This is a genomic window from Pseudomonas alloputida, assembly GCF_021283545.2.
GTDB classification, from domain to species: domain Bacteria; phylum Pseudomonadota; class Gammaproteobacteria; order Pseudomonadales; family Pseudomonadaceae; genus Aquipseudomonas; species Aquipseudomonas alloputida.
On record NZ_CP128540.1, the window covers coordinates 3,353,069 to 3,371,496 of the forward strand.

The 18,428-nt window shown below is 61.6% G+C and carries 21 protein-coding genes and 2 pseudogenes; 16 read left to right on the forward strand and 7 right to left on the reverse strand.

All coding sequences use genetic code 11. The annotated features are described in order from the left end of the window. The first annotated feature begins 49 nt into the window (after nucleotides 1-49). The 3 genes and pseudogenes from LU682_RS15300 to LU682_RS15310 all read left to right on the forward strand — a co-directional run bounded on the left by LU682_RS15300 (nucleotide 50) and on the right by LU682_RS15310 (nucleotide 4,970). Nucleotides 50-2,001, forward strand: a pseudogene (locus tag LU682_RS15300) (acetoacetate--CoA ligase). Nucleotides 2,002-2,104: 103 nt separating this feature from the next. Then, complete coding sequence (locus tag LU682_RS15305; protein WP_010953969.1) at nucleotides 2,105-2,380, forward strand: peptidylprolyl isomerase; 276 nt, start codon at nucleotides 2,105-2,107, stop codon at nucleotides 2,378-2,380. Between the two features lie 112 nt (nucleotides 2,381-2,492). Next, entirely contained in the window at nucleotides 2,493-4,970 is a 2,478-nt protein-coding gene (locus LU682_RS15310) for an autotransporter family protein (protein ID WP_010953968.1), read from the forward strand. On the opposite strand, the gene LU682_RS15315 is transcribed toward LU682_RS15310, so the two are convergent. After that, on the reverse strand, nucleotides 4,967-5,590 hold the full coding sequence (locus LU682_RS15315; RefSeq protein ID WP_012052432.1) for a LysE family translocator: 624 nt from the start codon (nucleotides 5,588-5,590) through the stop codon (nucleotides 4,967-4,969). The genes LU682_RS15310 and LU682_RS15315 overlap by 4 nt on opposite strands. 130 nt (nucleotides 5,591-5,720) lie before the next feature. Here LU682_RS15315 and LU682_RS15320 point away from each other — a divergent pair, with 130 nt between their 5' ends. Together LU682_RS15320 and LU682_RS15325 are read left to right on the forward strand one after the other, a co-directional pair. After that, complete coding sequence (locus LU682_RS15320) at nucleotides 5,721-6,530, forward strand: helix-turn-helix transcriptional regulator (RefSeq protein WP_010953921.1); 810 nt, start codon at nucleotides 5,721-5,723, stop codon at nucleotides 6,528-6,530. Between the two features lie 81 nt (nucleotides 6,531-6,611). Then, the gene (locus LU682_RS15325) at nucleotides 6,612-7,226 is read left to right on the forward strand and encodes a LysE family translocator (protein ID WP_010953920.1); all 615 of its coding nucleotides are present in this window, start codon (nucleotides 6,612-6,614) and stop codon (nucleotides 7,224-7,226) included. Here the strand turns inward: LU682_RS15325 and LU682_RS15330 are convergent. Next, nucleotides 7,174-7,899 carry a serine/threonine protein phosphatase gene (locus LU682_RS15330; RefSeq protein ID WP_010953919.1) on the reverse strand — a complete coding sequence of 242 codons (726 nt, stop codon included), beginning with the start codon at nucleotides 7,897-7,899 and terminating at the stop codon, nucleotides 7,174-7,176. The two genes, LU682_RS15325 and LU682_RS15330, sit on opposite strands and share 53 nt — an antisense overlap. Before the next feature lie 214 nt (nucleotides 7,900-8,113). Here LU682_RS15330 and LU682_RS15335 point away from each other — a divergent pair, with 214 nt between their 5' ends. Together LU682_RS15335 and LU682_RS15340 are read left to right on the forward strand one after the other, a co-directional pair. Continuing rightward, nucleotides 8,114-8,857, forward strand: coding sequence for a carbon-nitrogen hydrolase family protein (locus LU682_RS15335; protein ID WP_010953918.1), 744 nt, complete (start codon nucleotides 8,114-8,116; stop codon nucleotides 8,855-8,857). After that, entirely contained in the window at nucleotides 8,854-9,096 is a 243-nt protein-coding gene (locus tag LU682_RS15340) for a hypothetical protein (protein WP_010953917.1), read from the forward strand. Before LU682_RS15335 ends, LU682_RS15340 begins: the two co-directional genes overlap by 4 nt. 4 nt (nucleotides 9,097-9,100) lie before the next feature. Here LU682_RS15340 and LU682_RS15345 read toward each other — a convergent pair whose 3' ends face one another. From LU682_RS15345 to LU682_RS15355, 3 genes and pseudogenes are all read right to left on the reverse strand, one after another. After that, complete coding sequence (locus tag LU682_RS15345; protein ID WP_010953916.1) at nucleotides 9,101-9,601, reverse strand: methylated-DNA--[protein]-cysteine S-methyltransferase; 501 nt, start codon at nucleotides 9,599-9,601, stop codon at nucleotides 9,101-9,103. Between the two features lie 70 nt (nucleotides 9,602-9,671). Beyond that, nucleotides 9,672-10,472: a WaaZ-like lipopolysaccharide core biosynthesis protein gene (locus LU682_RS15350; RefSeq protein ID WP_020192962.1), complete on the reverse strand. Its 801-nt coding sequence runs from the start codon at nucleotides 10,470-10,472 to the stop codon at nucleotides 9,672-9,674. A gap of 175 nt (nucleotides 10,473-10,647) precedes the next feature. After that, a pseudogene (locus tag LU682_RS15355) lies at nucleotides 10,648-10,806 on the reverse strand (AMP-binding enzyme); the annotation flags it as partial. Between the two features lie 157 nt (nucleotides 10,807-10,963). On the opposite strand from LU682_RS15355, the gene LU682_RS15360 reads away from it, so the two are divergent. Beyond that, nucleotides 10,964-11,170, forward strand: coding sequence for a hypothetical protein (locus LU682_RS15360; protein ID WP_020191128.1), 207 nt, complete (start codon nucleotides 10,964-10,966; stop codon nucleotides 11,168-11,170). 42 nt (nucleotides 11,171-11,212) lie between these two features. On the opposite strand, the gene LU682_RS15365 is transcribed toward LU682_RS15360, so the two are convergent. Continuing rightward, nucleotides 11,213-11,572, reverse strand: a complete 360-nt coding sequence (locus LU682_RS15365; protein WP_010953913.1) for a hypothetical protein — start codon at nucleotides 11,570-11,572, stop codon at nucleotides 11,213-11,215. 169 nt (nucleotides 11,573-11,741) lie between these two features. On the opposite strand from LU682_RS15365, the gene LU682_RS15370 reads away from it, so the two are divergent. Further along, nucleotides 11,742-11,942, forward strand: coding sequence for a hypothetical protein (locus LU682_RS15370; RefSeq protein ID WP_049586128.1), 201 nt, complete (start codon nucleotides 11,742-11,744; stop codon nucleotides 11,940-11,942). Nucleotides 11,943-12,167: 225 nt separating this feature from the next. On the opposite strand, the gene LU682_RS15375 is transcribed toward LU682_RS15370, so the two are convergent. Continuing rightward, entirely contained in the window at nucleotides 12,168-12,476 is a 309-nt protein-coding gene (locus LU682_RS15375; RefSeq protein WP_019438490.1) for a hypothetical protein, read from the reverse strand. A gap of 302 nt (nucleotides 12,477-12,778) precedes the next feature. On the opposite strand from LU682_RS15375, the gene LU682_RS15380 reads away from it, so the two are divergent. From LU682_RS15380 to LU682_RS15410, 7 genes are all read left to right on the forward strand, one after another. Next, complete coding sequence (locus tag LU682_RS15380; RefSeq protein ID WP_014646102.1) at nucleotides 12,779-13,978, forward strand: tyrosine-type recombinase/integrase; 1,200 nt, start codon at nucleotides 12,779-12,781, stop codon at nucleotides 13,976-13,978. A 145-nt stretch (nucleotides 13,979-14,123) separates the two neighbouring features. Next, nucleotides 14,124-14,489: a type II toxin-antitoxin system RelE/ParE family toxin gene (locus tag LU682_RS15385; RefSeq protein ID WP_014646103.1), complete on the forward strand. Its 366-nt coding sequence runs from the start codon at nucleotides 14,124-14,126 to the stop codon at nucleotides 14,487-14,489. Continuing rightward, nucleotides 14,489-14,809, forward strand: coding sequence for a helix-turn-helix domain-containing protein (locus LU682_RS15390; protein ID WP_014646104.1), 321 nt, complete (start codon nucleotides 14,489-14,491; stop codon nucleotides 14,807-14,809). Before LU682_RS15385 ends, LU682_RS15390 begins: the two co-directional genes overlap by 1 nt. Nucleotides 14,810-14,833: 24 nt before the next feature. Further along, complete coding sequence (locus tag LU682_RS15395; protein WP_014646105.1) at nucleotides 14,834-15,814, forward strand: ABC-three component system protein; 981 nt, start codon at nucleotides 14,834-14,836, stop codon at nucleotides 15,812-15,814. Beyond that, nucleotides 15,783-16,031, forward strand: a complete 249-nt coding sequence (locus LU682_RS15400; RefSeq protein WP_014646106.1) for an ABC-three component system middle component 8 — start codon at nucleotides 15,783-15,785, stop codon at nucleotides 16,029-16,031. Before LU682_RS15395 ends, LU682_RS15400 begins: the two co-directional genes overlap by 32 nt. Continuing rightward, on the forward strand, nucleotides 16,018-17,814 hold the full coding sequence (locus LU682_RS15405) for a DUF2326 domain-containing protein (RefSeq protein WP_034010231.1): 1,797 nt from the start codon (nucleotides 16,018-16,020) through the stop codon (nucleotides 17,812-17,814). The genes LU682_RS15400 and LU682_RS15405 overlap by 14 nt, the downstream gene beginning before the upstream one ends. After that, nucleotides 17,808-18,326 carry a hypothetical protein gene (locus LU682_RS15410; RefSeq protein WP_200888524.1) on the forward strand — a complete coding sequence of 173 codons (519 nt, stop codon included), beginning with the start codon at nucleotides 17,808-17,810 and terminating at the stop codon, nucleotides 18,324-18,326. Before LU682_RS15405 ends, LU682_RS15410 begins: the two co-directional genes overlap by 7 nt. The last annotated feature ends 102 nt before the right edge of the window (nucleotides 18,327-18,428 follow it).

The window sequence follows — 18,428 nt, forward strand, 5'->3', positions numbered from 1 at the left end:
GGCTGATCCTGCCCTGAGCCTGCTTTTGTTCCGGTAAAGGAGATTCGGCATGAACGATGTGCTCTGGCGACCGTCCACAACGCAGATCGAGGCCAGCCGGATGGATGCCTTCCGCCGCCGGGTCAACCTGCGCTACAACCTGCAACTCAACGACTACCAGGCCCTGCACGGCTGGAGCATCGAACAGCGGCCCGCCTTCTGGCAAACCCTGGCCGAGTATTTCCAGGTTCATTGGCATACCCCACCCAGCCAGGTGCTCAGCGAAGGGCCGCAAATGCCCGATGCACAGTGGTTCGCCAATGCCACCCTGAACTTTGCCGAACACCTGCTGCGCCGCCGCGACGACCGCCCGGCCGTGGTCGCCGTACGCGAAGACGGCCAGCGCGAAGTGTTCACCCATGCCGAACTGGCCGCACAGGTGGCCGGCCTGCAAACGGCATTCAAGGCGGTAGGTATCGTCCCGGGCGACCGGGTAGCCGCCATCATGCCCAATACCTGGCAAACACTGGTGGCCATGCTCGCCTGCACCAGCCTTGGCGCGGTCTGGTCTACCTCCTCGCCCGAGTTCGGCGTGCACGGCATCATCGACCGCTTCGGCCAGATCGAACCCAAGCTGCTGATCGTCTGCGCCGGTTACCAGTATGCAGGCAAGGCCATCGACCAGGTGACCAAGGTCAACCAGGTGTGTGCGCAGTTGCCTGGCCTGGAGCACCTGATCGTGGTGCCCCATACCCGCAAAGGCACGCGTGCCGATGAATTCCAGGCAGCCAACGTCAGCCTGTGGAATGACTTCTTCCAGCCCGGCGGCGAGCCCCGTTTCACCCCGCTGCCGTTCGACCACCCGCTGTACATCCTCTATTCCAGTGGCACCACCGGCGTGCCCAAGTGCATTGTCCATCGCGCCGGAGGCGTGCTGTTGCAACACCTCAAGGAACACGGCCTGCACAACGACCTGAAGGCCGATGACGTGCTGTTCTACTACACCACCTGCGGCTGGATGATGTGGAACTGGCTGGCCAGCGGCCTGGCGGTGGGTGCCACGCTGGTGCTGTACGACGGCTCGCCGTTCCACCCGGGCCCCGAGCGCCTTCTGGACCTGATAGAGGCCGAGGGCATCCACGCCTTCGGCACCAGCGCCAAGTACCTGGCGGCACTGGAGCAGGCAGGCCTGGAACCTGCCAACAGCCACTGCCTGACCAGCCTGCGGCTGCTGCTGTCCACCGGTTCGCCGCTGTCACCGCACAGCTATGACTATGTATACGACAAGATCAAGGCCGACCTGTGGCTCGTGTCCATGTCGGGCGGCACGGACATTGTCTCCTGCTTCGTGCTGGGCAACCCGACCCTGCCTGTGCGTCGCGGCGAAATCCAGTGCAAGGGCCTGGGTATGGCGGTGGAGGTGTGGAACGAGCAGGGTCAGCCCGTGGTGGACGAAAAAGGCGAGCTGGTGTGCACGCGCAACTTCCCCTCGATGCCACTCGGTTTCTGGAACGACCCGGACGGTCGCCGTTACCACGATGCCTACTTCAGCCAGTTTCCGGGGGTGTGGGCCCAGGGCGACTACGCCGAGCAGCGTGCCAGCGGGGGCATGGTGATCCACGGTCGCTCCGACGCCGTGCTCAACCCGGGCGGTGTGCGCATTGGCACGGCGGAGATCTACCGCCAGGTGGAAAAGGTCGAACAGGTTGTGGAAAGCGTGGCCATCGGCCAGGACTGGAACGGGGATGTGCGGGTGGTGCTGTTCGTGCGCCTGCAAGACGGCCTGCAGCTGGATGAAGCCTTGCGCCAGCACATCCGCCAGGTGATACGCCAGTACACCACGCCCCGCCATGTGCCGGCGGTGATCGCCCAGGTCAGCGACATACCGCGCACCATCAGTGGCAAGCTGGTGGAACTGGCGATTCGCGATGTGGTGCATGGCGGCCGGTGAAGAACACCGATGCCCTGGCCAACCCGGAGGCGCTGGAGCAGTTTCGCGATCGCGCAGAGCTGAAGAGCTGAAGAGCTGAAGAGCTGACATTCATCGCGGCCATTTAGGCGCGATCGCTTCAACGGGATTCAATCAGGCATAATGCCGCCTTTGTCCCCGATGCACAGGTAGCCCATGAAAGCCCAAGCCCGCCACATTCTGGTCAAGACCGCTGACGAAGCCGAAAAGCTCAAGCAGCGCATCGCCAACGGCGAGGCTTTCGACGTGCTCGCGAAAAAGTTCTCTCTTTGCCCATCCGGCAAGCGCGGTGGTGACCTGGGCGAAATTCGCCCCGGGCAGATGGTCGGCGCCATCGACCAGGTGATCTTCAAGAAGCCTTTGCGTGTGGTACACGGGCCGATCAAGAGCAAATTCGGCTACCACCTGGTGCAAACGTTCTACCGCGACTAACGCGCTAGCCCTTTGCCACCTGACATTTTTGCCAGTTGTGGTCGTGACGCACTCCTCTATACAACCCCGGTAACCCTGTGCACCACGCGTGGTGCGCAGGTTTCCCTGGTGAATGGAGGTTTTCCTGATGCGTCTACGCCTGATGCTGACCCTGGGTTCGCTCCCGCTGCTGGGCATGGCCTCGCCCGCTGCACACGCGGCTTGTACCTTCTCACCCGGCCCGGGTAACGACACCTACACCTGTGACAGCGGCACCGCACCCGCGTTGGTGGACAGCAGCGGCGATAACCGCCTGGTATTCCCGGCATCCGGTAGCGGCGCCATTACCGGCGACGTAACCTTCGGCGCCGGCAAAGACAGCATCGACATGGCCTCTGGCAGCGTCGGCGGGAACGTCAACCAGGGCGCCGGCATCGATGACTTCGTCATGAGCGGCGGCGTCATCGAAGGCAACCTCAACCAGGGTGATGGCCTGGACACCTTTCACATGAGCGGCGGCTGGATCAAGGGCACGTTCGACAGCGGCGACTATGCCGAAATGGACGACGGACGTATCGGCAACGTCAACATGCGGCTGGACGAGAACACCTTCATCATGCGTGGCGGCAGCGTCGACCGGAACGTCATCACGGCCTTCGACAAGGACTACATCGAAGTCTTCGAGGGCAACATCGGTGGCAACATCAGCGTCAGCGGTGGCGACGACCAGGTGCTGGTGCACGGTGGCCAGGTTGGCGGCGATGTGTTGCTGAGCACTGGCAACGACCGCTTCACCTGGGACGGTGGCCGTATTGGCGGGCGCGTGGATGCCGGGCCAGGTGATGACACGGCACTGCTCAAAGGCCTTACGCCCGAGGTGCTGAGTATCACGTTGGACGGCGGCGAAGGTAACGACAGCCTGACGTTCGATGCCAGCCAGCCGGCAGGCGGTGCCCACTATGTGAACTGGGAGCGCGTGGCGCTGAACAACGGCAGCCGGCTGGCACTGGATGACACGCTGGTACTGGGCGACAGCAACAGCAGCACGGGCAGCCTCGCCCTCGACGCCAGCAGCCGCATCACGTCACGCCAAGGGGTAATCACTGCGTTTGCCCCTGGCCAGCGCGCCGCAATCAGCAACGCAGGCACACTTGACCTCACCGCCGGCAATGATGCCATGGGCCGCTTGCGCATCGAGGGCGATTACACCGGCAACAACGGCACCCTGCGCCTGAACAGCGTGCTGGCCGGCGATGGCGCTGCTTCCGATCGCCTGGTGGTCAGCCGCGGCGCCATCGCCGGCTCTACCCAGGTGCTCATCAACAACCTCAACGGCGCAGGTGCGGCGACTGCCCAGAACGGCATCCAGGTGGTCGAAGCCCGTAACGGCGCCACCAGCACGGCCACCGCCTTTGTACAGACCCAAAGGCTGTCGGCCGGTGCCTACGACTATCGGCTGTTCAAAGGGGGCGTTACTGCCGGCAGTGAAAACAGCTGGTACCTGCGCTCGACGCTGGTTGCGCCACCCGCTCCAGCCCCTGTGCCGGCACCGGGCGAGCCGCCGGTGATCGCCCCAGCCGTCACCCCGCCCGTCGCTGCGCCAGCGCCCGGCCAGGCCGAGCTGCCGGCGCCGGTGCAGGGCCAAAGCCTGCCGCTGTACCGCCCCGAGGTCCCGGTGTATGCCGCAGCGCCGCGGGGGGCCGCGATCATCGCCCGCCAGGCACTGGGCACCTTCCACCAACGCCAGGGCGACCAGCTGTTATTGCAGGGTGAAAGCGCCCTCCCCGCCAGCTGGGGGCAAGCCTACGGCGGCACGCTGCGCCAGCAATGGAGCGGCACGGTCAGCCCGAGCCTGGATGGCGACCTGTACGGTTTCAAGGTGGGCCAGGACCTGTATGCCAAGGTTGGCGACAACGGTTACCGCCAGCATGTTGGTATCTACGTAAGCCATAGCCGCCTGGACGCCGACGTCAAAGGGTTTGCCCTGGCCGTTCACGACCGCAGCGTGGGCGACCTGAAGCTCGATGGCGATAGCGTGGGCACCTACTGGACGCTGGTCGGGCCACAGGGCGCGTACCTGGACGCGGTGTTGCAATACACCCGCCTGGATGGCCGCGCCCGCTCCGAGCGTGGCGACACGCTGAACCTCGACGGCCACGCCTGGACAGCTTCACTGGAATCGGGCTACCCCATCACCCTGTCCGAGCGCTGGCGCGTGGAACCGCAAGCTCAGTTGATTGCGCAAAAGGTCGCGCTGGAAAGCGCCCGCGACAGCGTCTCGCGCATCAGTCATGACGCCCAGGTCGAGCTGACCGGCCGTTTGGGCCTGCGCCTGGAGGGTGCGTTCACGGGGAGCAGCGGGCGCCTGTTGCAGCCTTTTGCGCAGGTCAACCTGTGGCACGGCGACGGTGGGCGCGACACCTTGACCTTCGATGACGCTGACAAGATCAAGACCGATTACCGCTATACCTCAGTGCAACTGGAAAGCGGTGTGGTAGCGCAGGTCAACGAAGCGCTGAGCCTGCATGGCGGCGTGCAGTACACCGCCAACCTGGACAGCCGCCAGCAGGAAGCCAGCGGCGTGAACCTGGGCGTGCGCTGGCAGTTCTAGCGGCGCGCAGCCAGCAGACCGAGACCTGCGCAGCCCAGCAAGGACGCGCTGACCCGGTTGAACATTCGGCGTGGGCCGGGCTGGCTGAACCAACGCTGCATGTAGGCGCCCAGGCCTGAGTAGATGGCGATGGCCGCCCATTCCAGCAGCAGGAACAACACACCCAGCCAAAGGAACTGCTCACTCACCGGGGTGCTGCTACCGACCGAGACGAACTGCGGCAGGAAGGCGGTAAAGATCAGGATGGCCTTGGGGTTGCCGGCCGCCACCCAGAACTCCTGGCGCGCCAGGCGCCAAGTGCCGCCTGGGTGATCGCTTGCCACCACGGTCTCGCTCACGGGTGCGCGCCACAGTTGCCAGGCGATGTAGAACAGGTAGGCCGCGCCCACCACCTTGATGGCCAGGAATAGGTATTCGCTGGTATGCAACACCACTGCCAGGCCCATCGCTGCCAGGGCGATCATGCCGCAGAAGGCAAGGATACGGCCGGCGCCGGCCACGCAGGCGGTGCGCAGGCCGTAACGGCTGGCGTTGTGCAGTGACAACAGGTTGTTAGGCCCTGGCGCCATGTTCAAGGCGAAGCAGGCAGGGATGAAAAGCAGCAGGCTTGAAAGGTCCATTCTCGTTTCCTCTGACAACAGCCCTCTATTTCGGTGGGTTCCGGGCCCTGCGGTCAAGTAACAGCCAGCGATAAAAACTGTACGGGTTCACGGTACCTGTTACCCTGCCGGCAATACCGAGGAGCCTGTAATGCCCCGTTCCCACGCCGACCTGTGGCGCGATCCGGCCCTGGCACATGTCGAAAGCCGGCGCGCCTGCCACAGCCGGGCCTGCTACAAGGCCCACAGCCACCCGACGTTTTCCATCGGTGCAGTGGATGCTGGCCGCAGCCATTTCACCGGGGCTGCCGACGGGCAGCAACACTTGGCGCCCGGCACGCTGGTACTGGTTCCGGCCCACCGCGTGCATGCCTGCAACCCGGCCCCCGGCCTGGCGTGGAGCTATCAGATGCTGCATGTGGATGCCGACTGGCTGACGCAGTTACGCCTGGAGTCGGGCCTTGGCGGTATCGAAGCCGGCGAACCGGTGCGTATCTGCAGGGAGGCCGAGGTATATCGGCAGTTCTGCGCGCTGAACAGGTTGCTGTTTTCCAGTGCCTGCAATGGCGAGAAAGATGCGGCGCTGATTGCCTTTTTGGGGGACCTGGATTTTTCCGCGCACCCACCGCTGGCAGCGGCCCCCGCCCTGCAAGCCGCCACCTTGAACGGGTTGCTTGCACGCATCGAACACCAGGACCCTGCGCAATTGAGCCTGGAGGTATTGGCGCGGGAGGCCGGGCTTGGGCGCTATCAACTGATCCGCGCGTTTCGAGCGGCTACCGGGTTTACCCCGCATGCCTACCTGCTCAATGCCCGGGTCAATCGCGGGCGGCAACTGTTGAGTGAAGGGCTGGCCCTGGCGGAAGTGGCCTACCAGCTTGGCTTTGCTGACCAGAGCCATTTCCAGCGGGTGTTCAAGGCCCATGTGGGGGTTACGCCGGGGCAGTACCGCGGAAACTGAAAGCTGCTGCATATGCAATATTGTTCAATACGCCAGAACGGGCCCGGCAGCAGACTGCGGTTTTTCCGCAGAGCAGCCCCAATGCAACAATTCATGATCATCGCCCTGGCCCACTTCCTTGCCCTGCTCTCGCCTGGCCCGGACTTTTTCCTGGTCGCACGCAACGCGATCAGCAGCGGCTGGCGCATCGCCAGCGGCGCCTGCCTGGGCATAGCGCTGGCCAATGGCGCGTTCATCGTCATCGCCTTCACCGGGCTTTCGGTACTGCAGCAAGGCAGCCTGCTGTTCAGCGCCCTGCAACTGGTCGGCGCCAGCTACCTGCTGTACATCGGCGTGCTGTTCCTGCGCCATGCCGGGCAAACCAGCCTGGGCACAGTCGCCGGCAGCCAGCGGGTGCATGGCTGGTGGCGCAGTTTGGGCATGGGCTTCTTGTCTGGCATCCTCAACCCCAAGAACGCGCTGTTCTATGCCAGCCTGGCCAGCATGGTCGCCAGCGTCAGCCCCGGCTGGAAAACGGCCTACGCGCTATGGATGTTCAGCATCGTCCTGCTCTGGGACTTGCTGGTCGCCGTGGCCATCGGCAACCAGCGGGTACTGCGGCGCTTCGCCCGCAGCCTGGCGTGGCTGGAGCGGGCCTCGGGGGTCATGCTGGTGATGTTGGCGGGGGCGTTGTTGCTGCATCTGGCCCGGGGCTGACTTGTTGCAAGGTGCGCATGTCGACCAAGGTGAAATGGCCGCTGGCCCAGCCCCCCGTGTCCAGGTGCCACACATTGCCCAGCAGCTTGGCCTCCAGCACCGGGGTGTGGCCGACCAGCAGGGCTCGCAGGCCCTGCACCGGTTGGGTGTCCCCCTCTTTCAGGCGCCGACGCGACCACTGGCACACTTGGCGCACTTCAGGGTCGTCATCCAGTTCCAGCCAGGAGCGTAAGTCTGTCCAGTCGGCAAACGGGCTGTCTGCATGCAGCAGGCCTACCAGACCGTCTGCACTCTCCACTTCCATGGCAATCGGCAACTGCTCGAAACGCTCCACGAAACGCAGTTGCTCGCGCCGCGGCAAGTCAAGGAACCAACCACCCCCGGCGGCGCGGTACATGCCCAGGTCGAGCCGCCCACCGCGCACGCGGGTGATTGCCAAGGCCTCATGATTGCCCTGGACGGCATGGAACCAAGGCTGGGCCAGCCATTCCAACGCTGCCTCGCTGTGCGGCCCACGGTCGACCAGGTCACCCACGCTGAACAGGCGGTCCACCGCCGGATCGAACCCTACCGCATCCAGGCATTGTTGCAGGCGCTGGAAGTGGCCATGGATATCGCCTACGGCCAGATCCCGTCCCCGGATATTGGCGATCATCCGCCGAAACCGTGCCATTACAGTGTTCCTCCGCTGGTAGCACCCTGCCCGGCTTCGCGCGGGCCGTGCGCATGGCGCTGTCACTGGACAGCATGGCACAAGGTACCGTGGCTGCGCAGGTTGGGAGGCGTTTTGCTGCGCACCCCAGGCTTCCTGAAAAACCCTTCACTGGAATAGGCGTTGGTGCCGGTAGTATGCTCGGCCCGTCAATCTTCACCAGGGAATGGTTCTGATGAAACTGTGCGCCGTACAACTGGCGTCGCTCAAGGGCGATTTGCCAGGCAACCTCCAGCGCCATCTGGTTTGCATCGAGCAGGCTGCGGCCCTGGGTGCCGAACTGGTGGTGTTCCCCGAGCTGTCGCTGACCGGCTATGAGCCGAGTGTGGCGCGCCAGGCCGCCCTGCCCGTCACCTCCGCGCGCCTGGACCCGCTGCAGGCAGCCTGCGACCGCTTGGGCATTACCGTTGCCGTGGGCCTGCCATTGCCGACGCCCGACGGCCTACGCATCGGCATGCCCATCTTCTGCCCTGAGGCGCCGCGCCAGGTCTATGCCAAGCAGCGCTTGCATGATGATGAGCTGCCTTACTTCACCCCAGGTGATCAGGCATTGCTGCTGGAGGTGGGTGAACACCGGGTGGCGCCGGCGATCTGCTACGAATCGATGTTCCTGGCGCATGCCGCCGTTGCCCGCGAGCGCGGTGCCGACCTGTACCTGGTCAGCGTTGCGAAAACCGCCAAGGGTATCCGCGAGGGATATGCGCACTACCCAGAGGTGGCACGCGAACTGGGCATGCCGGTATTGATGGCCAACTGCGTGGGGCCGGCCGACACTTTCATTGGTGCTGGCGGTTCTGCAGCATGGGACAGCCAGGGGCACTTGCTGGCCAGCCTGGATGACCACAGTGAAGGGCTGATCGTACTCGACACCCGCAGTGCCAGCGCGATCACCCTGCCCTTGAACCCGTACCTTGCATGATCTATCTGTTTCTAGCGTTGCTGAGTTACGCCTGCACCTACTGCCTGGTCGGTTTGCTGATTCAGGGTCAACTTGCCGATGTGGCCGAGGGTTTGCGCCATCGGCCCGATGCGCCTACGCCCGGCGAGTACCTGCGTGAGGTCGGGCCCCGCGCACGTCAGGCCCGGCGGCAATACACCCTGATCGCCGGTTCGGTGCTGGCCGTGCTGGCCTGCCTGATCGCCAGCGGGTTCGGTTGACGCCTTACAGGTCCAGCGCCAGGCTTTGCCGCCCTTCCAGCGCCAACAGATACTGCTTGGCCGCCAGGCCACCGGCAAAGCCGGTCAGGCTGCCCGACGCGCCGATTACCCGGTGACAGGGAGCAACGATCGAAATCGGGTTGCGGCCATTGGCAGCGCCAACCGCGCGTACCGCCCTGGGGTTGCCGAGCTGCCGTGCAATGTCGCTGTAGCTGCGGGTTTCGCCGAACGGTATCGCCAGCAATGCGGCCCACACCTGGCGCTGGAACTCAGTACCGGCAAAGTCCAGCGCCAGCTCGAAACGCTGGCGCTTGCCGTCAAAGTACTCACCCAGCTGGCGAGCGGTTTCCCGCAATACCGGGCACTGGTCGTCCCGGTGCAGTGCGCCCAGGCGTACGCGGTTTTCCCGCTCCTCTTCCCACAATACGGCTGCCAGGCAATTGCCACGGGCCACAAGGGTCAGCATGCCGACGGGCGATGGCATGATCGTGAATGCGCTCGACATAGCGGGCTCCTGCAAGTTGCGATCGGCCCACTGTACGCATCCACAGTCCTTGATGCACCCGCTTTCTTGCTCAGTTCATTGCGCAGCCGGCAATGTGCCGCGCCTGGCTGAGCGTGACCTTGGGGATCAGCTCAGCTGGAATGCGTGATGTTGCCGACAGGTTGTAGACATGGAAATGCTCGCTGACCACTTCCCTGGCCATCAGCTTCAACGACGGCAGGATGCGGCTGTCCCAATGCTGGTCGAGTCCGCACGGCGAAGACGGGCCCTGGCCGTCCTCGTAAAAGCGCCCGACGCTCTGGTCGAGGTCTACCCCCACCAGCAACACTTGCTCGAAGCCCAGGTGATAGGCCAACTGCAAGGCCACATAAGCCACCGTGCGGGCATCGAAAAAGCCATGGGCCATGTCTTTACTGAAGGCGATCGAGCGGCTGCGTTTGCTCCACAGTGCCCGGTTGCACACGCAACTGTCACCATGGCCACGCAAACCGTCCAGCAGGCTCGGCATGTCGGCTTTGTGCAAGGCATAACACTGGGTGTGGGCTGGCACATCGGCACGCGCATACTGCTCAGGCCACAGGGCCAGGCGTTCGCTGTCGCGCACGGCAGTGGCGAACAAGGCCGGCTGTTGCTGGCAAAAGCTTTTGTCGGTGCACACGTAGAAGAAGGGTTTGATGCCGTGTTCGGCGGTCATGGCGACCGACCCGTTCATGGCGATGATGGGCAAGTGCGCAAACTCGCCCAGCGGAAAATGTTTGGCAGAAGCGCCGGAGGCAAGGATCACCACGGGGCCCTGCTGGGAATTGCGACACGCCTCGAAACCGGAGAACGCCCCGCGTTCAGCGCTTGGCTGCGAGGGAAGTGTGTTCATCAATGGCATCTTCAACTGGACAGTACAAACCACACTACTGATCCGTGTATATGCCGTGGCCGCTTTTACCTAACTTTACGTCGGTGAACTTAAGTCAACCGCCATTCCCTTGTTTGGCGGGGTTTTGGGGCTGCACACTAGCAAAGATCACGCCAGCAACAAGATGGGGCTAAGGGTGCCTGGCCAATGCAGGCTGGTCCAACTGCACACCTTCATGACAGACCACCAAGGCCAAAGGTTGTTCCCCCCACTGTGGATCAGGAATACCGATCACCGCGACCGAGGCGACGGACGGGTGCTGGCTGATCAGGTTTTCCAGCGCCACCGAACTGACCTGCGGGGTGCTTCGCATCGGACGACAGCGGGTTTTCATTTGATGACAGTACTGTCGACCCACCGGCGTTCGGACCAGCGCCTTTATTCATGAGGCTGCTTGATGGTTACCTCTTGCGAGACTAATACTTAAATCTCTGCCTGGGGAGGCACGAAAAATGCAACCAAGATTCGTTATCGTTCCCGCTGTGCCGATCGAAAAGGAATCGTTCCGCGTTGGCAGCCGCTACTACGCCGCTACCGTGTGTGGAGGGTTCGACATTTATGACAATCAGGCAAAGGAGCGGCTCAAACCCAGCTATCCGAGCCGAATGGAGGCGCAGGTGAAGTGCGAACATTTGAACAAGCGGGATGAGTTGGGGTAACTGCAGGCGATCGGGGCGGCACAACCCGCTCGGGTCACTGATTCAATCCAGGCATTGCCTGACAGCCTGGCGTAACTTGTCGCCAGACAGAAAGCTGCCCTTGTAGAAGGTCGCGCGGCTGCCCTCGTGAGCGTCAACCACATCAAGCACATCGTCGCTTGCCACGGCGCTTGGCGCCGTGAGCCGGTAGCCGTGGGCTATCGACTTCTGCGTGGCCTGTGGCGCCAGCGCCTGCCATTTCGGCAGGACACAGGCGGCGTACTGCTGCGGCGATTTCCTGGTCAGTTGGCTGGCAGTGGGTTTGCCGGGGGTTGCGCAACCGGCGAGGCAGGCAACCAACACAGTAGCGATAAAAATACGAAAGTCAGGCATTTGCAATCGGCCGTTATGGATAGGCTGCATTTTAACGGGGGTGACGTCGCGTTACCAATCAACCAAAGTCTTGCTGCAGGACGGCGCCCAAGCGGGATCCGTGCAGCGCACCTGATATTTCTGCCAGTAGCAAGGTCACGCTGCAACAGTGAAACTGCCCATGGCACATCACACCACGACTCGGCAGGGGCTTCAGACTATGCAAACCAACGCCAACAACACTCAGTTCTTCTATCAGAATGGCAAACTCGTCACCCTTAAAACCGGTGAACAAGGCCGTAGCATCTTTCGCTCGCCGGACGTACCACTTGCCGAGCGACAATCAGACGACACCGACGCCGGCGGATTGCTGGCAACTGACGACAAGGGTTCGGTGCTGCAGGTACAGCAGAAAAGCTGAAGTCCTCATGATGCTCCGGCACCATTGCGAACCAAATGCGGGCTCAGGGCTTGGCTCCCCTGTACAAAACGATGGCTGCTATATCCAGGGCCAGCACACTGCCGACAATCCCGAACATGATGTACAGATCTTCAGAGAGCATTGCCGTATCCCCCAGATGCACCGGTTTCAAAAGGGGTAAGCAAATACTGATCCAGTCAGTGCATCAGGAATGCGAGCTGAGACTCAGCTGAACTTCAACTTGACCACTTTGCTCAGCGCCCAGCCACTGAAGACATAGAACGCATCCAGGTAGAAGCGCCCTGCATAGTTGGGCAACGGTGATTGATTCAACAGCACATCCGGCTCGGGCGCGGGAGGAAACAGTGCATAAAAGCCGTTGGGCAGAACGGCCAGTACCAGCAATAACAGGTAAGTCGAGGCTTGTAGCAGGGTGGCACGATTACTGGATCTGGCGGACCACTTCAGCCCGTAGTAGGCAACCAGGCCGGCAACAGGCAAAACCCAGAAATGCGTCGGAATCCCAATGAACATTTCGGCAACTACGCTTCTTGCTTCCACCTGCGACTCTCCATCCAAATACAACGAATATTACGGGCGGGGCCGGCAAATGCAAAGCAACGCTGCTCAGGCCATACCGGCTCCACCCGCCCTTTTTTTGTTTGACGATGACTCCAGCCCGGCACTTCGCTGGACTGCGCCCAAACCCGCTACAGCAGGTTTATCAATGACTTAGGCGCGTCCATCATATGCCGGTGCTTTCCGAAATTTGACCCGGCTTCCGGTCGCGTGGCTCCCATGTGGCTCTCGGAATCCGAGGTTTCCGAGGAGTCATCATGGCAAGAATCAAACTCACCAAGTCCGCTGTCGATGCCGCCAAGCCCCAGGCGCAGGCCATCGAACTGCGGGACACCGTGGTGCCCGGCTTCCTGTGCAAGATCACCCCGGCCGGCCGCAAGGTGTTCATGCTCCAGTACCGCACGAACGCCGGCGAGCGCCGCAAGCCCGCCCTGGGCCAGTACGGGGAACTGACCGTCGAGCAGGCCCGTGTCATGGCGCAGGAGTGGCTGGCCGAGGTGCGCCGGGGCGGCGACCCGAGCGCGGCCAAAGCTGCCGCCCGCAAGGCACAGACCATGAAGGAGTATTGCCTCACCTTCATGGAGGACTACTCCAGGCAGCGCAACAAGCCCAGCACTCAGCGGGGCTATCAGGGCGTAATCGACCGCTGCATCATCCCGATCATGGGGCGGATGAAGGTGCAGGACGTGAAGCGCCCGGACGTGGCCGCGCTGATGAAGAAGCTGGCCCACAAGCCGGCCGAGGCCAACCGCACCTTCGGCGTGCTGCGCAAGATGTTCAACCTGGCCGAAGTGTGGGGGCTGCGTCCGGACGGCACCAATCCGTGCCGCCACGTCCCGATGTTCCCGCCCGGCAAGGAAACCCGGCTCATCGTGGACGACGAGCTGGTGAGGATCTTCCGGCATCTGGAACACGTGGAGGCGGAAGGATTGGAGAACTACGTCATCCCGCTGGCGATTCGCCTGCAATTCGAGTTTGCCGCCCGCCGCTCCGAAATCTGTCCGCTGGAGTGGGACTGGATTGATCTGGAGAAGCGCCGCGTGGTCTGGCCCGACAGCAAGACCGGCGGCATTTCCAAGCCCATGAGCGAAGAAGCCTATCGGCTGCTTTCGACGGCGCCGCGCCGGGAGAGCTGCCCCTACGTCCTGCCGTCGCCCAACGACCCGGCCCGGCATCTGACGCATGGCGAACACTATGGCGGCTGGAAGCGCGTACTCAAGGCCGCCGGTGTGCCGCATGTCGGCACGCACGGTATCCGCCACCGGGCTACGACCGACATTGCCAATTCGGGCGTGCCGACCAAGGTCGGCATGAAGCTGACGGGCCACAAGACGGTGGCGATGTTCATGCACTACGTCCACACCGAGGACAAGCCGGTGCGCGATGCGGCCGAACTGGTGGCGAGCCGGCGGCAGGCCATCACGGGTGCGCTGCGCCCTGCGGAGGCGACGGCATGATCCAGTTCGGGCTTCCTGGGCTATCCGCCGTCGCGCTGGAGACGCTGGAGAAGCTGCCGTATCCGAGCGCCCAACCTCATGGCTCGATTGTCGCATCGCAGTTGCGACAATTTCCATACTTGCCTTCTATATCCGAACAGATATAATGATGAGGGAGAAACGCAAGCTCCTGTTCTGGGAAGGCTCCTCGAAGAAGGACTTCAAGGTGTTCCCCGTCCCCGTGCAGAAAGACATGGGCGTGGCACTGTTCGTCGTTCAGTTGGGGGGTACGCCGGACGTGGCCAAGCCTTGGAAGGGGCTCGGCTCCGGGGTGTACGAGCTGGTGGAAGACCATCGGGGCGACACCTTCCGCGCCGTCTACACGGTACGGGTCGGCGATGCGGTGCATGTGCTACATGCGTTTCAGAAGAAGTCCAAGTCCGGCATTGCCACACCGCAGCCGGACGTGGAGTTGATCGAGAAGCGGTTAAAGGCAGTGCTCGCCCGATATGGTGCGAGCGGGAGATCGTGATGACGCGCAAAGACCATCCTCAAGGCACCGACAACGTGCTGGCCGACCTCGGATTCGCCGACGCGGAAGAGCTGTCGGCGAAAGCCGTCTTGGCGGTCAAGCTGAACGAGCTGATCGACAAGCGTAGCCTCAGCCAGACCGAAGCCGCTCACATCACCGGCATGACACAGCCTAAGGTGTCTCAGGTGCGACGCTACAAGCTGCAAAACATCTCACTTGAACGCTTGATGCAGGCGCTTGTCTCGCTGGACCAGCATGTCGAGATCGTCGTTCGGCCGGCGCGGCGCGCGCATGCCGCCGGCATCACGGTCGCAGCTTAACGATTCGAGCGAGCAAGAGCCGCAATGAAATTCGCATACGAAGACCTCAGTGATGGCCAGTTCGAGACACTAGTCGTTCTCCTGTGCCAGCGGTTGCTTGGGGTCTCGGTACAGGGATTTGCGAAAGGGCCTGATGGCGGGCGCGATGCCAAGTTCATAGGAACGGCGGAACTGCACCCGAGCAAGACGGTCCCGTGGGTCGGTACAACCATCGTCCAGGCCAAGCATACCAACGGCTATAACCGTAACTTCTCCGAGTCCGACTTCTTCAGCACGACGGCCGCGAACACTGTGCTGGGCAAAGAAATTCCCCGCGTTAAGAAACTGCGCGAGGCCAGGCAGCTCGATCACTACATGCTGTTCGCCAACCGTCGGCTGGCAGGCAACGCCGAAACCGAGATACGCGACTACATCGCGTCTCAGTGCGGCATTCCCGCCTCGTCGATCTATCTCTGCGGACTGGAGCAACTGGAAATCTGGCTGAAGCGCTTCCCCGAGGTTGCGAGGGAAGCAGACCTTGATCCGGTCGATTCACCGTTGATCGTCAGCCCCGATGATCTGGCCGAAGTAGTGCAGGCATTGGCGCGCCAGAAAGACGGCGTGATCGCACTGCTAGACGATCCACCGACTGCGCGCGTGACGTACGAGCAGAAGAACGCACTCAACAACATGAGTGCCGACTACGCCAAGGCGCAGCGGCGGAAATACCTGAAGGAGACGGCTCAAATTCGGGCTTTCTTGGCAGCACCGGAAAACCTCGACCTGCTGCGCATGTACGAGTCGGTGGTCGATGAGTTCCAACTCAAGATCATCGCGAAGCGCAAGGACTACCAGACCTTCGACGAGGTCATGGAGTATCTAGTGGACCTGTTGTTCAACCGCGATCCTGTCTTGCGGCAGCACGCCCACAAGCGCCTGACTCGCGCCGTGCTGTTCTACATGTACTGGAATTGCGATATCGGGGAGGTGGGCGATGCTGCGGCCGACCAAGCACTCTCATCCTGATCGCACGGTCATCAACGTCTCGTTGCTGCTGCTGGCTCGCCTGAAGGCCCGGCGCGTGGATGAGTACGACGTGCTGCGCACGTTCGCGAAAAAAAGTGTCGTCGGCGGGGACGTGCTGTTCCTGCCGGCACTGAATTTTCTGTATCTCATGGGCCTGATCGAATATCGCCCCAAGACCGACGCCGTGGAATACATGGGGCCAAATGAAGCTGTCTAGACTTTATTCCAGCAAGCCTGACTTGTTCGAGCCTGTGGAGTTCGTCCAGGGCCTGAACGTCGTCATGGCTGAAATTCGCCTGCCGGAGAACCGAAACAAGGACACCCATAACCTCGGCAAGACCACGCTTGGGCGTTTGCTCGACTTTGGCTTCCTTGCCAAGCGCGATCCCAAGTTCTTTCTTTTCAAACACGTCGAATTGTTCAAGGACTTCATCTTCTTCCTGGAGATCGAGCTGGAAGATGCTTCGTTCGTGACGATCCGGCGCGGTGTGGAAGAAGCCACCAAGATCAGCTTCAAGCGCCATGAGGCCGGGCATCAGGACTTGTCGGGGCTACCGCTGGTGGAATGGGATCACCAGGACATGCCCTTCGAGCGGGCGCGTGACCTGTTGGATGGATTGCTTGACTGGCGCGCACTCAAGCCTTGGGCGTTCCGCAAAGGCTTAGGCTACCTGCTGCGCTCCCAGGATGATTTCCGCGATGTGTTTCATCTGCGCAAGTTCGCGGCTGCGCATTCGGATTGGAAGCCTTTCCTGGCTCACGTTCTCGGCTTTGACGCTCAACTCGTGGCGAAGCACTACGAGAAGGAAGAGCAGCTTGCGGAGAAGCAGTCCACCGCGCAGACCATCAAGAACGAGCTGGGCGGGTCCATTGAGGACATCAGCAAGATCGAGGGCATCCTGCTGCTCAAGCAAAAAGAGGCTGAGAAAAAGCAGAAACTGCTTGACGCCTTCGACTTCCGCGCCCAGGACAAGGACAGCACCAAACAGTTGGTTGATGACATCGACGAACGCATCGCGTCGCTCAATGCCGAACGCTACTCGCTCAACCAGAACAAGAAGAAGATCATCACCTCGCTGGAAGAGGATCAGATCCTCTTCAACCCTGACGAAGCGCAGCGCCTGTTCGAGGAAGCCGGCGTTCTGTTCAAGGGGCAGATCAAGAAAGACTTCCAGCAGTTGATTGCCTTCAATCGGGCAATTACCGATGAGCGCCGCGGCTATCTGCAGGAAGAACGCGCAGAGGTCGAAGCTGAGCTTAAGCGCATCAATGCAGAACTGAATACCTTGGGCAAAAAACGATCGGAAATGCTTTCATTTCTGAGTGGAACCGACATCTTTGGCAAGTACAAGCAGGTCTCGGACGAGATGGTGACGCTGCGCGCTGACATCACTTCCCTGGAGCGTCAACGCGGCTTCCTGCATCGTTTGCAGGAGTTGCGAACCGAGATAAGGGCGTTGACCGAAGAGCGTGGGCATCTACAGACACAGATCGAGGCGGATGTCGAGAAGCAGAACTCCGATCAGAACAGTTTGTTCTCGGCAATCCGCGTGTTCTTCAGCGAGATTGTCGAAGAGGTGATCGACCGCAAGGCGCTGCTGAGCGTATCGCCGAACCAAGCGGGGCATCTGGAGTTCAGGGCGGAAATTCTTGACGAATCAGGCAACGCAACCAGCGCCGACCTTGGGCACACGTACAGGAAACTGCTGTGCATCGCCTTTGACTTGGCCATCCTGCGAGCCCACTTGGACGACAAGTTCCCGCGCTTCGTTTACCACGACGGCGTGTTCGAGTCTCTGGATGATCGCAAAAAGGAAAATCTGCTGACGGTCATTCGCCGGTATGCCGACCTGGGGCTCCAACCCATCATCACGCTGATTGATTCTGACCTGCCAACGCGGGCCGAAGACGATGAGCCGGTGTTCTCGGCCGATGAGATCGTGGTCACATTGCACGACGAGGGTGAGCACGGGAGGCTTTTCAGGACGAAGGCTTGGTAGCGATGGAGGCTTTCTCGTTTGAGTCAGTGTTTCGTCCCCTCTTAGCGGAACAAGAAGCCTACCTGCGTCTTTATCCGCCTGGTGAAGCTGTGCTGCTTGCTTTGCGCGATCTGCTGGAAAGAGACAGTCGCCTACTCTACATCGATGCCAACGAGCGCTCCATCACTTTCCGCTTCGCTATGCATTTGCAGTCCCATCTGAGGGAATGGGAGATCGACTGCGAGTTCAACCGAGATGGCGTCGAGCCCAAGCGGCTTGGCCACATGGAGCTATATCCAGACAGCGAGGACGAGGAGGCGAAAACAGTCTTTCCAGATGTAATAGCCCATCGGCGCGGAAAGAAAGAGAACTTTCTCGTTGTCGAGTTCAAGAAGTCAACAAGCCACGTAGACCGAAGTATTGATCGCCGGAAGCTCCTCGGCTACAAACGCCAACTGGGATACGAGCACGCACTCTTTGTCGAGGTTGGATCGGGCGGACAGGCAAGCATTACATCGCTCGAATGGATTTAACGCCAAGGTCTACTTATACAGATCATCAAGAACAAGGCTTTGGGTTCTGAGTCTGATGTATCTGTGCCTACCCCTCTACTTCAAGCTGCTTCGACTGCCGGT

What these genes read in the sequence shown, in the direction of transcription:
- LU682_RS15305 (WP_010953969.1), top strand. Translation starts at nt 2,105, where the DNA reads ATGAAAGCCCAAGCCCGCCACATTCTGGTCAAGACCGCTGACGAAGCC.
- LU682_RS15310 (WP_010953968.1), top strand. Translation starts at nt 2,493, where the DNA reads ATGGAGGTTTTCCTGATGCGTCTACGCCTGATGCTGACCCTGGGTTCG.
- LU682_RS15315 (WP_012052432.1), bottom strand. Translation starts at nt 5,590, where the DNA reads ATGGACCTTTCAAGCCTGCTGCTTTTCATCCCTGCCTGCTTCGCCTTG.
- LU682_RS15320 (WP_010953921.1), top strand. Translation starts at nt 5,721, where the DNA reads ATGCCCCGTTCCCACGCCGACCTGTGGCGCGATCCGGCCCTGGCACAT.
- LU682_RS15325 (WP_010953920.1), top strand. Translation starts at nt 6,612, where the DNA reads ATGCAACAATTCATGATCATCGCCCTGGCCCACTTCCTTGCCCTGCTC.
- LU682_RS15330 (WP_010953919.1), bottom strand. Translation starts at nt 7,899, where the DNA reads ATGGCACGGTTTCGGCGGATGATCGCCAATATCCGGGGACGGGATCTG.
- LU682_RS15335 (WP_010953918.1), top strand. Translation starts at nt 8,114, where the DNA reads ATGAAACTGTGCGCCGTACAACTGGCGTCGCTCAAGGGCGATTTGCCA.
- LU682_RS15340 (WP_010953917.1), top strand. Translation starts at nt 8,854, where the DNA reads ATGATCTATCTGTTTCTAGCGTTGCTGAGTTACGCCTGCACCTACTGC.
- LU682_RS15345 (WP_010953916.1), bottom strand. Translation starts at nt 9,601, where the DNA reads ATGTCGAGCGCATTCACGATCATGCCATCGCCCGTCGGCATGCTGACC.
- LU682_RS15350 (WP_020192962.1), bottom strand. Translation starts at nt 10,472, where the DNA reads ATGAACACACTTCCCTCGCAGCCAAGCGCTGAACGCGGGGCGTTCTCC.
- LU682_RS15360 (WP_020191128.1), top strand. Translation starts at nt 10,964, where the DNA reads ATGCAACCAAGATTCGTTATCGTTCCCGCTGTGCCGATCGAAAAGGAA.
- LU682_RS15365 (WP_010953913.1), bottom strand. Translation starts at nt 11,572, where the DNA reads ATGCAGCCTATCCATAACGGCCGATTGCAAATGCCTGACTTTCGTATT.
- LU682_RS15370 (WP_049586128.1), top strand. Translation starts at nt 11,742, where the DNA reads ATGCAAACCAACGCCAACAACACTCAGTTCTTCTATCAGAATGGCAAA.
- LU682_RS15375 (WP_019438490.1), bottom strand. Translation starts at nt 12,476, where the DNA reads ATGTTCATTGGGATTCCGACGCATTTCTGGGTTTTGCCTGTTGCCGGC.
- LU682_RS15380 (WP_014646102.1), top strand. Translation starts at nt 12,779, where the DNA reads ATGGCAAGAATCAAACTCACCAAGTCCGCTGTCGATGCCGCCAAGCCC.
- LU682_RS15385 (WP_014646103.1), top strand. Translation starts at nt 14,124, where the DNA reads ATGATGAGGGAGAAACGCAAGCTCCTGTTCTGGGAAGGCTCCTCGAAG.
- LU682_RS15390 (WP_014646104.1), top strand. Translation starts at nt 14,489, where the DNA reads ATGACGCGCAAAGACCATCCTCAAGGCACCGACAACGTGCTGGCCGAC.
- LU682_RS15395 (WP_014646105.1), top strand. Translation starts at nt 14,834, where the DNA reads ATGAAATTCGCATACGAAGACCTCAGTGATGGCCAGTTCGAGACACTA.
- LU682_RS15400 (WP_014646106.1), top strand. Translation starts at nt 15,783, where the DNA reads ATGCTGCGGCCGACCAAGCACTCTCATCCTGATCGCACGGTCATCAAC.
- LU682_RS15405 (WP_034010231.1), top strand. Translation starts at nt 16,018, where the DNA reads ATGAAGCTGTCTAGACTTTATTCCAGCAAGCCTGACTTGTTCGAGCCT.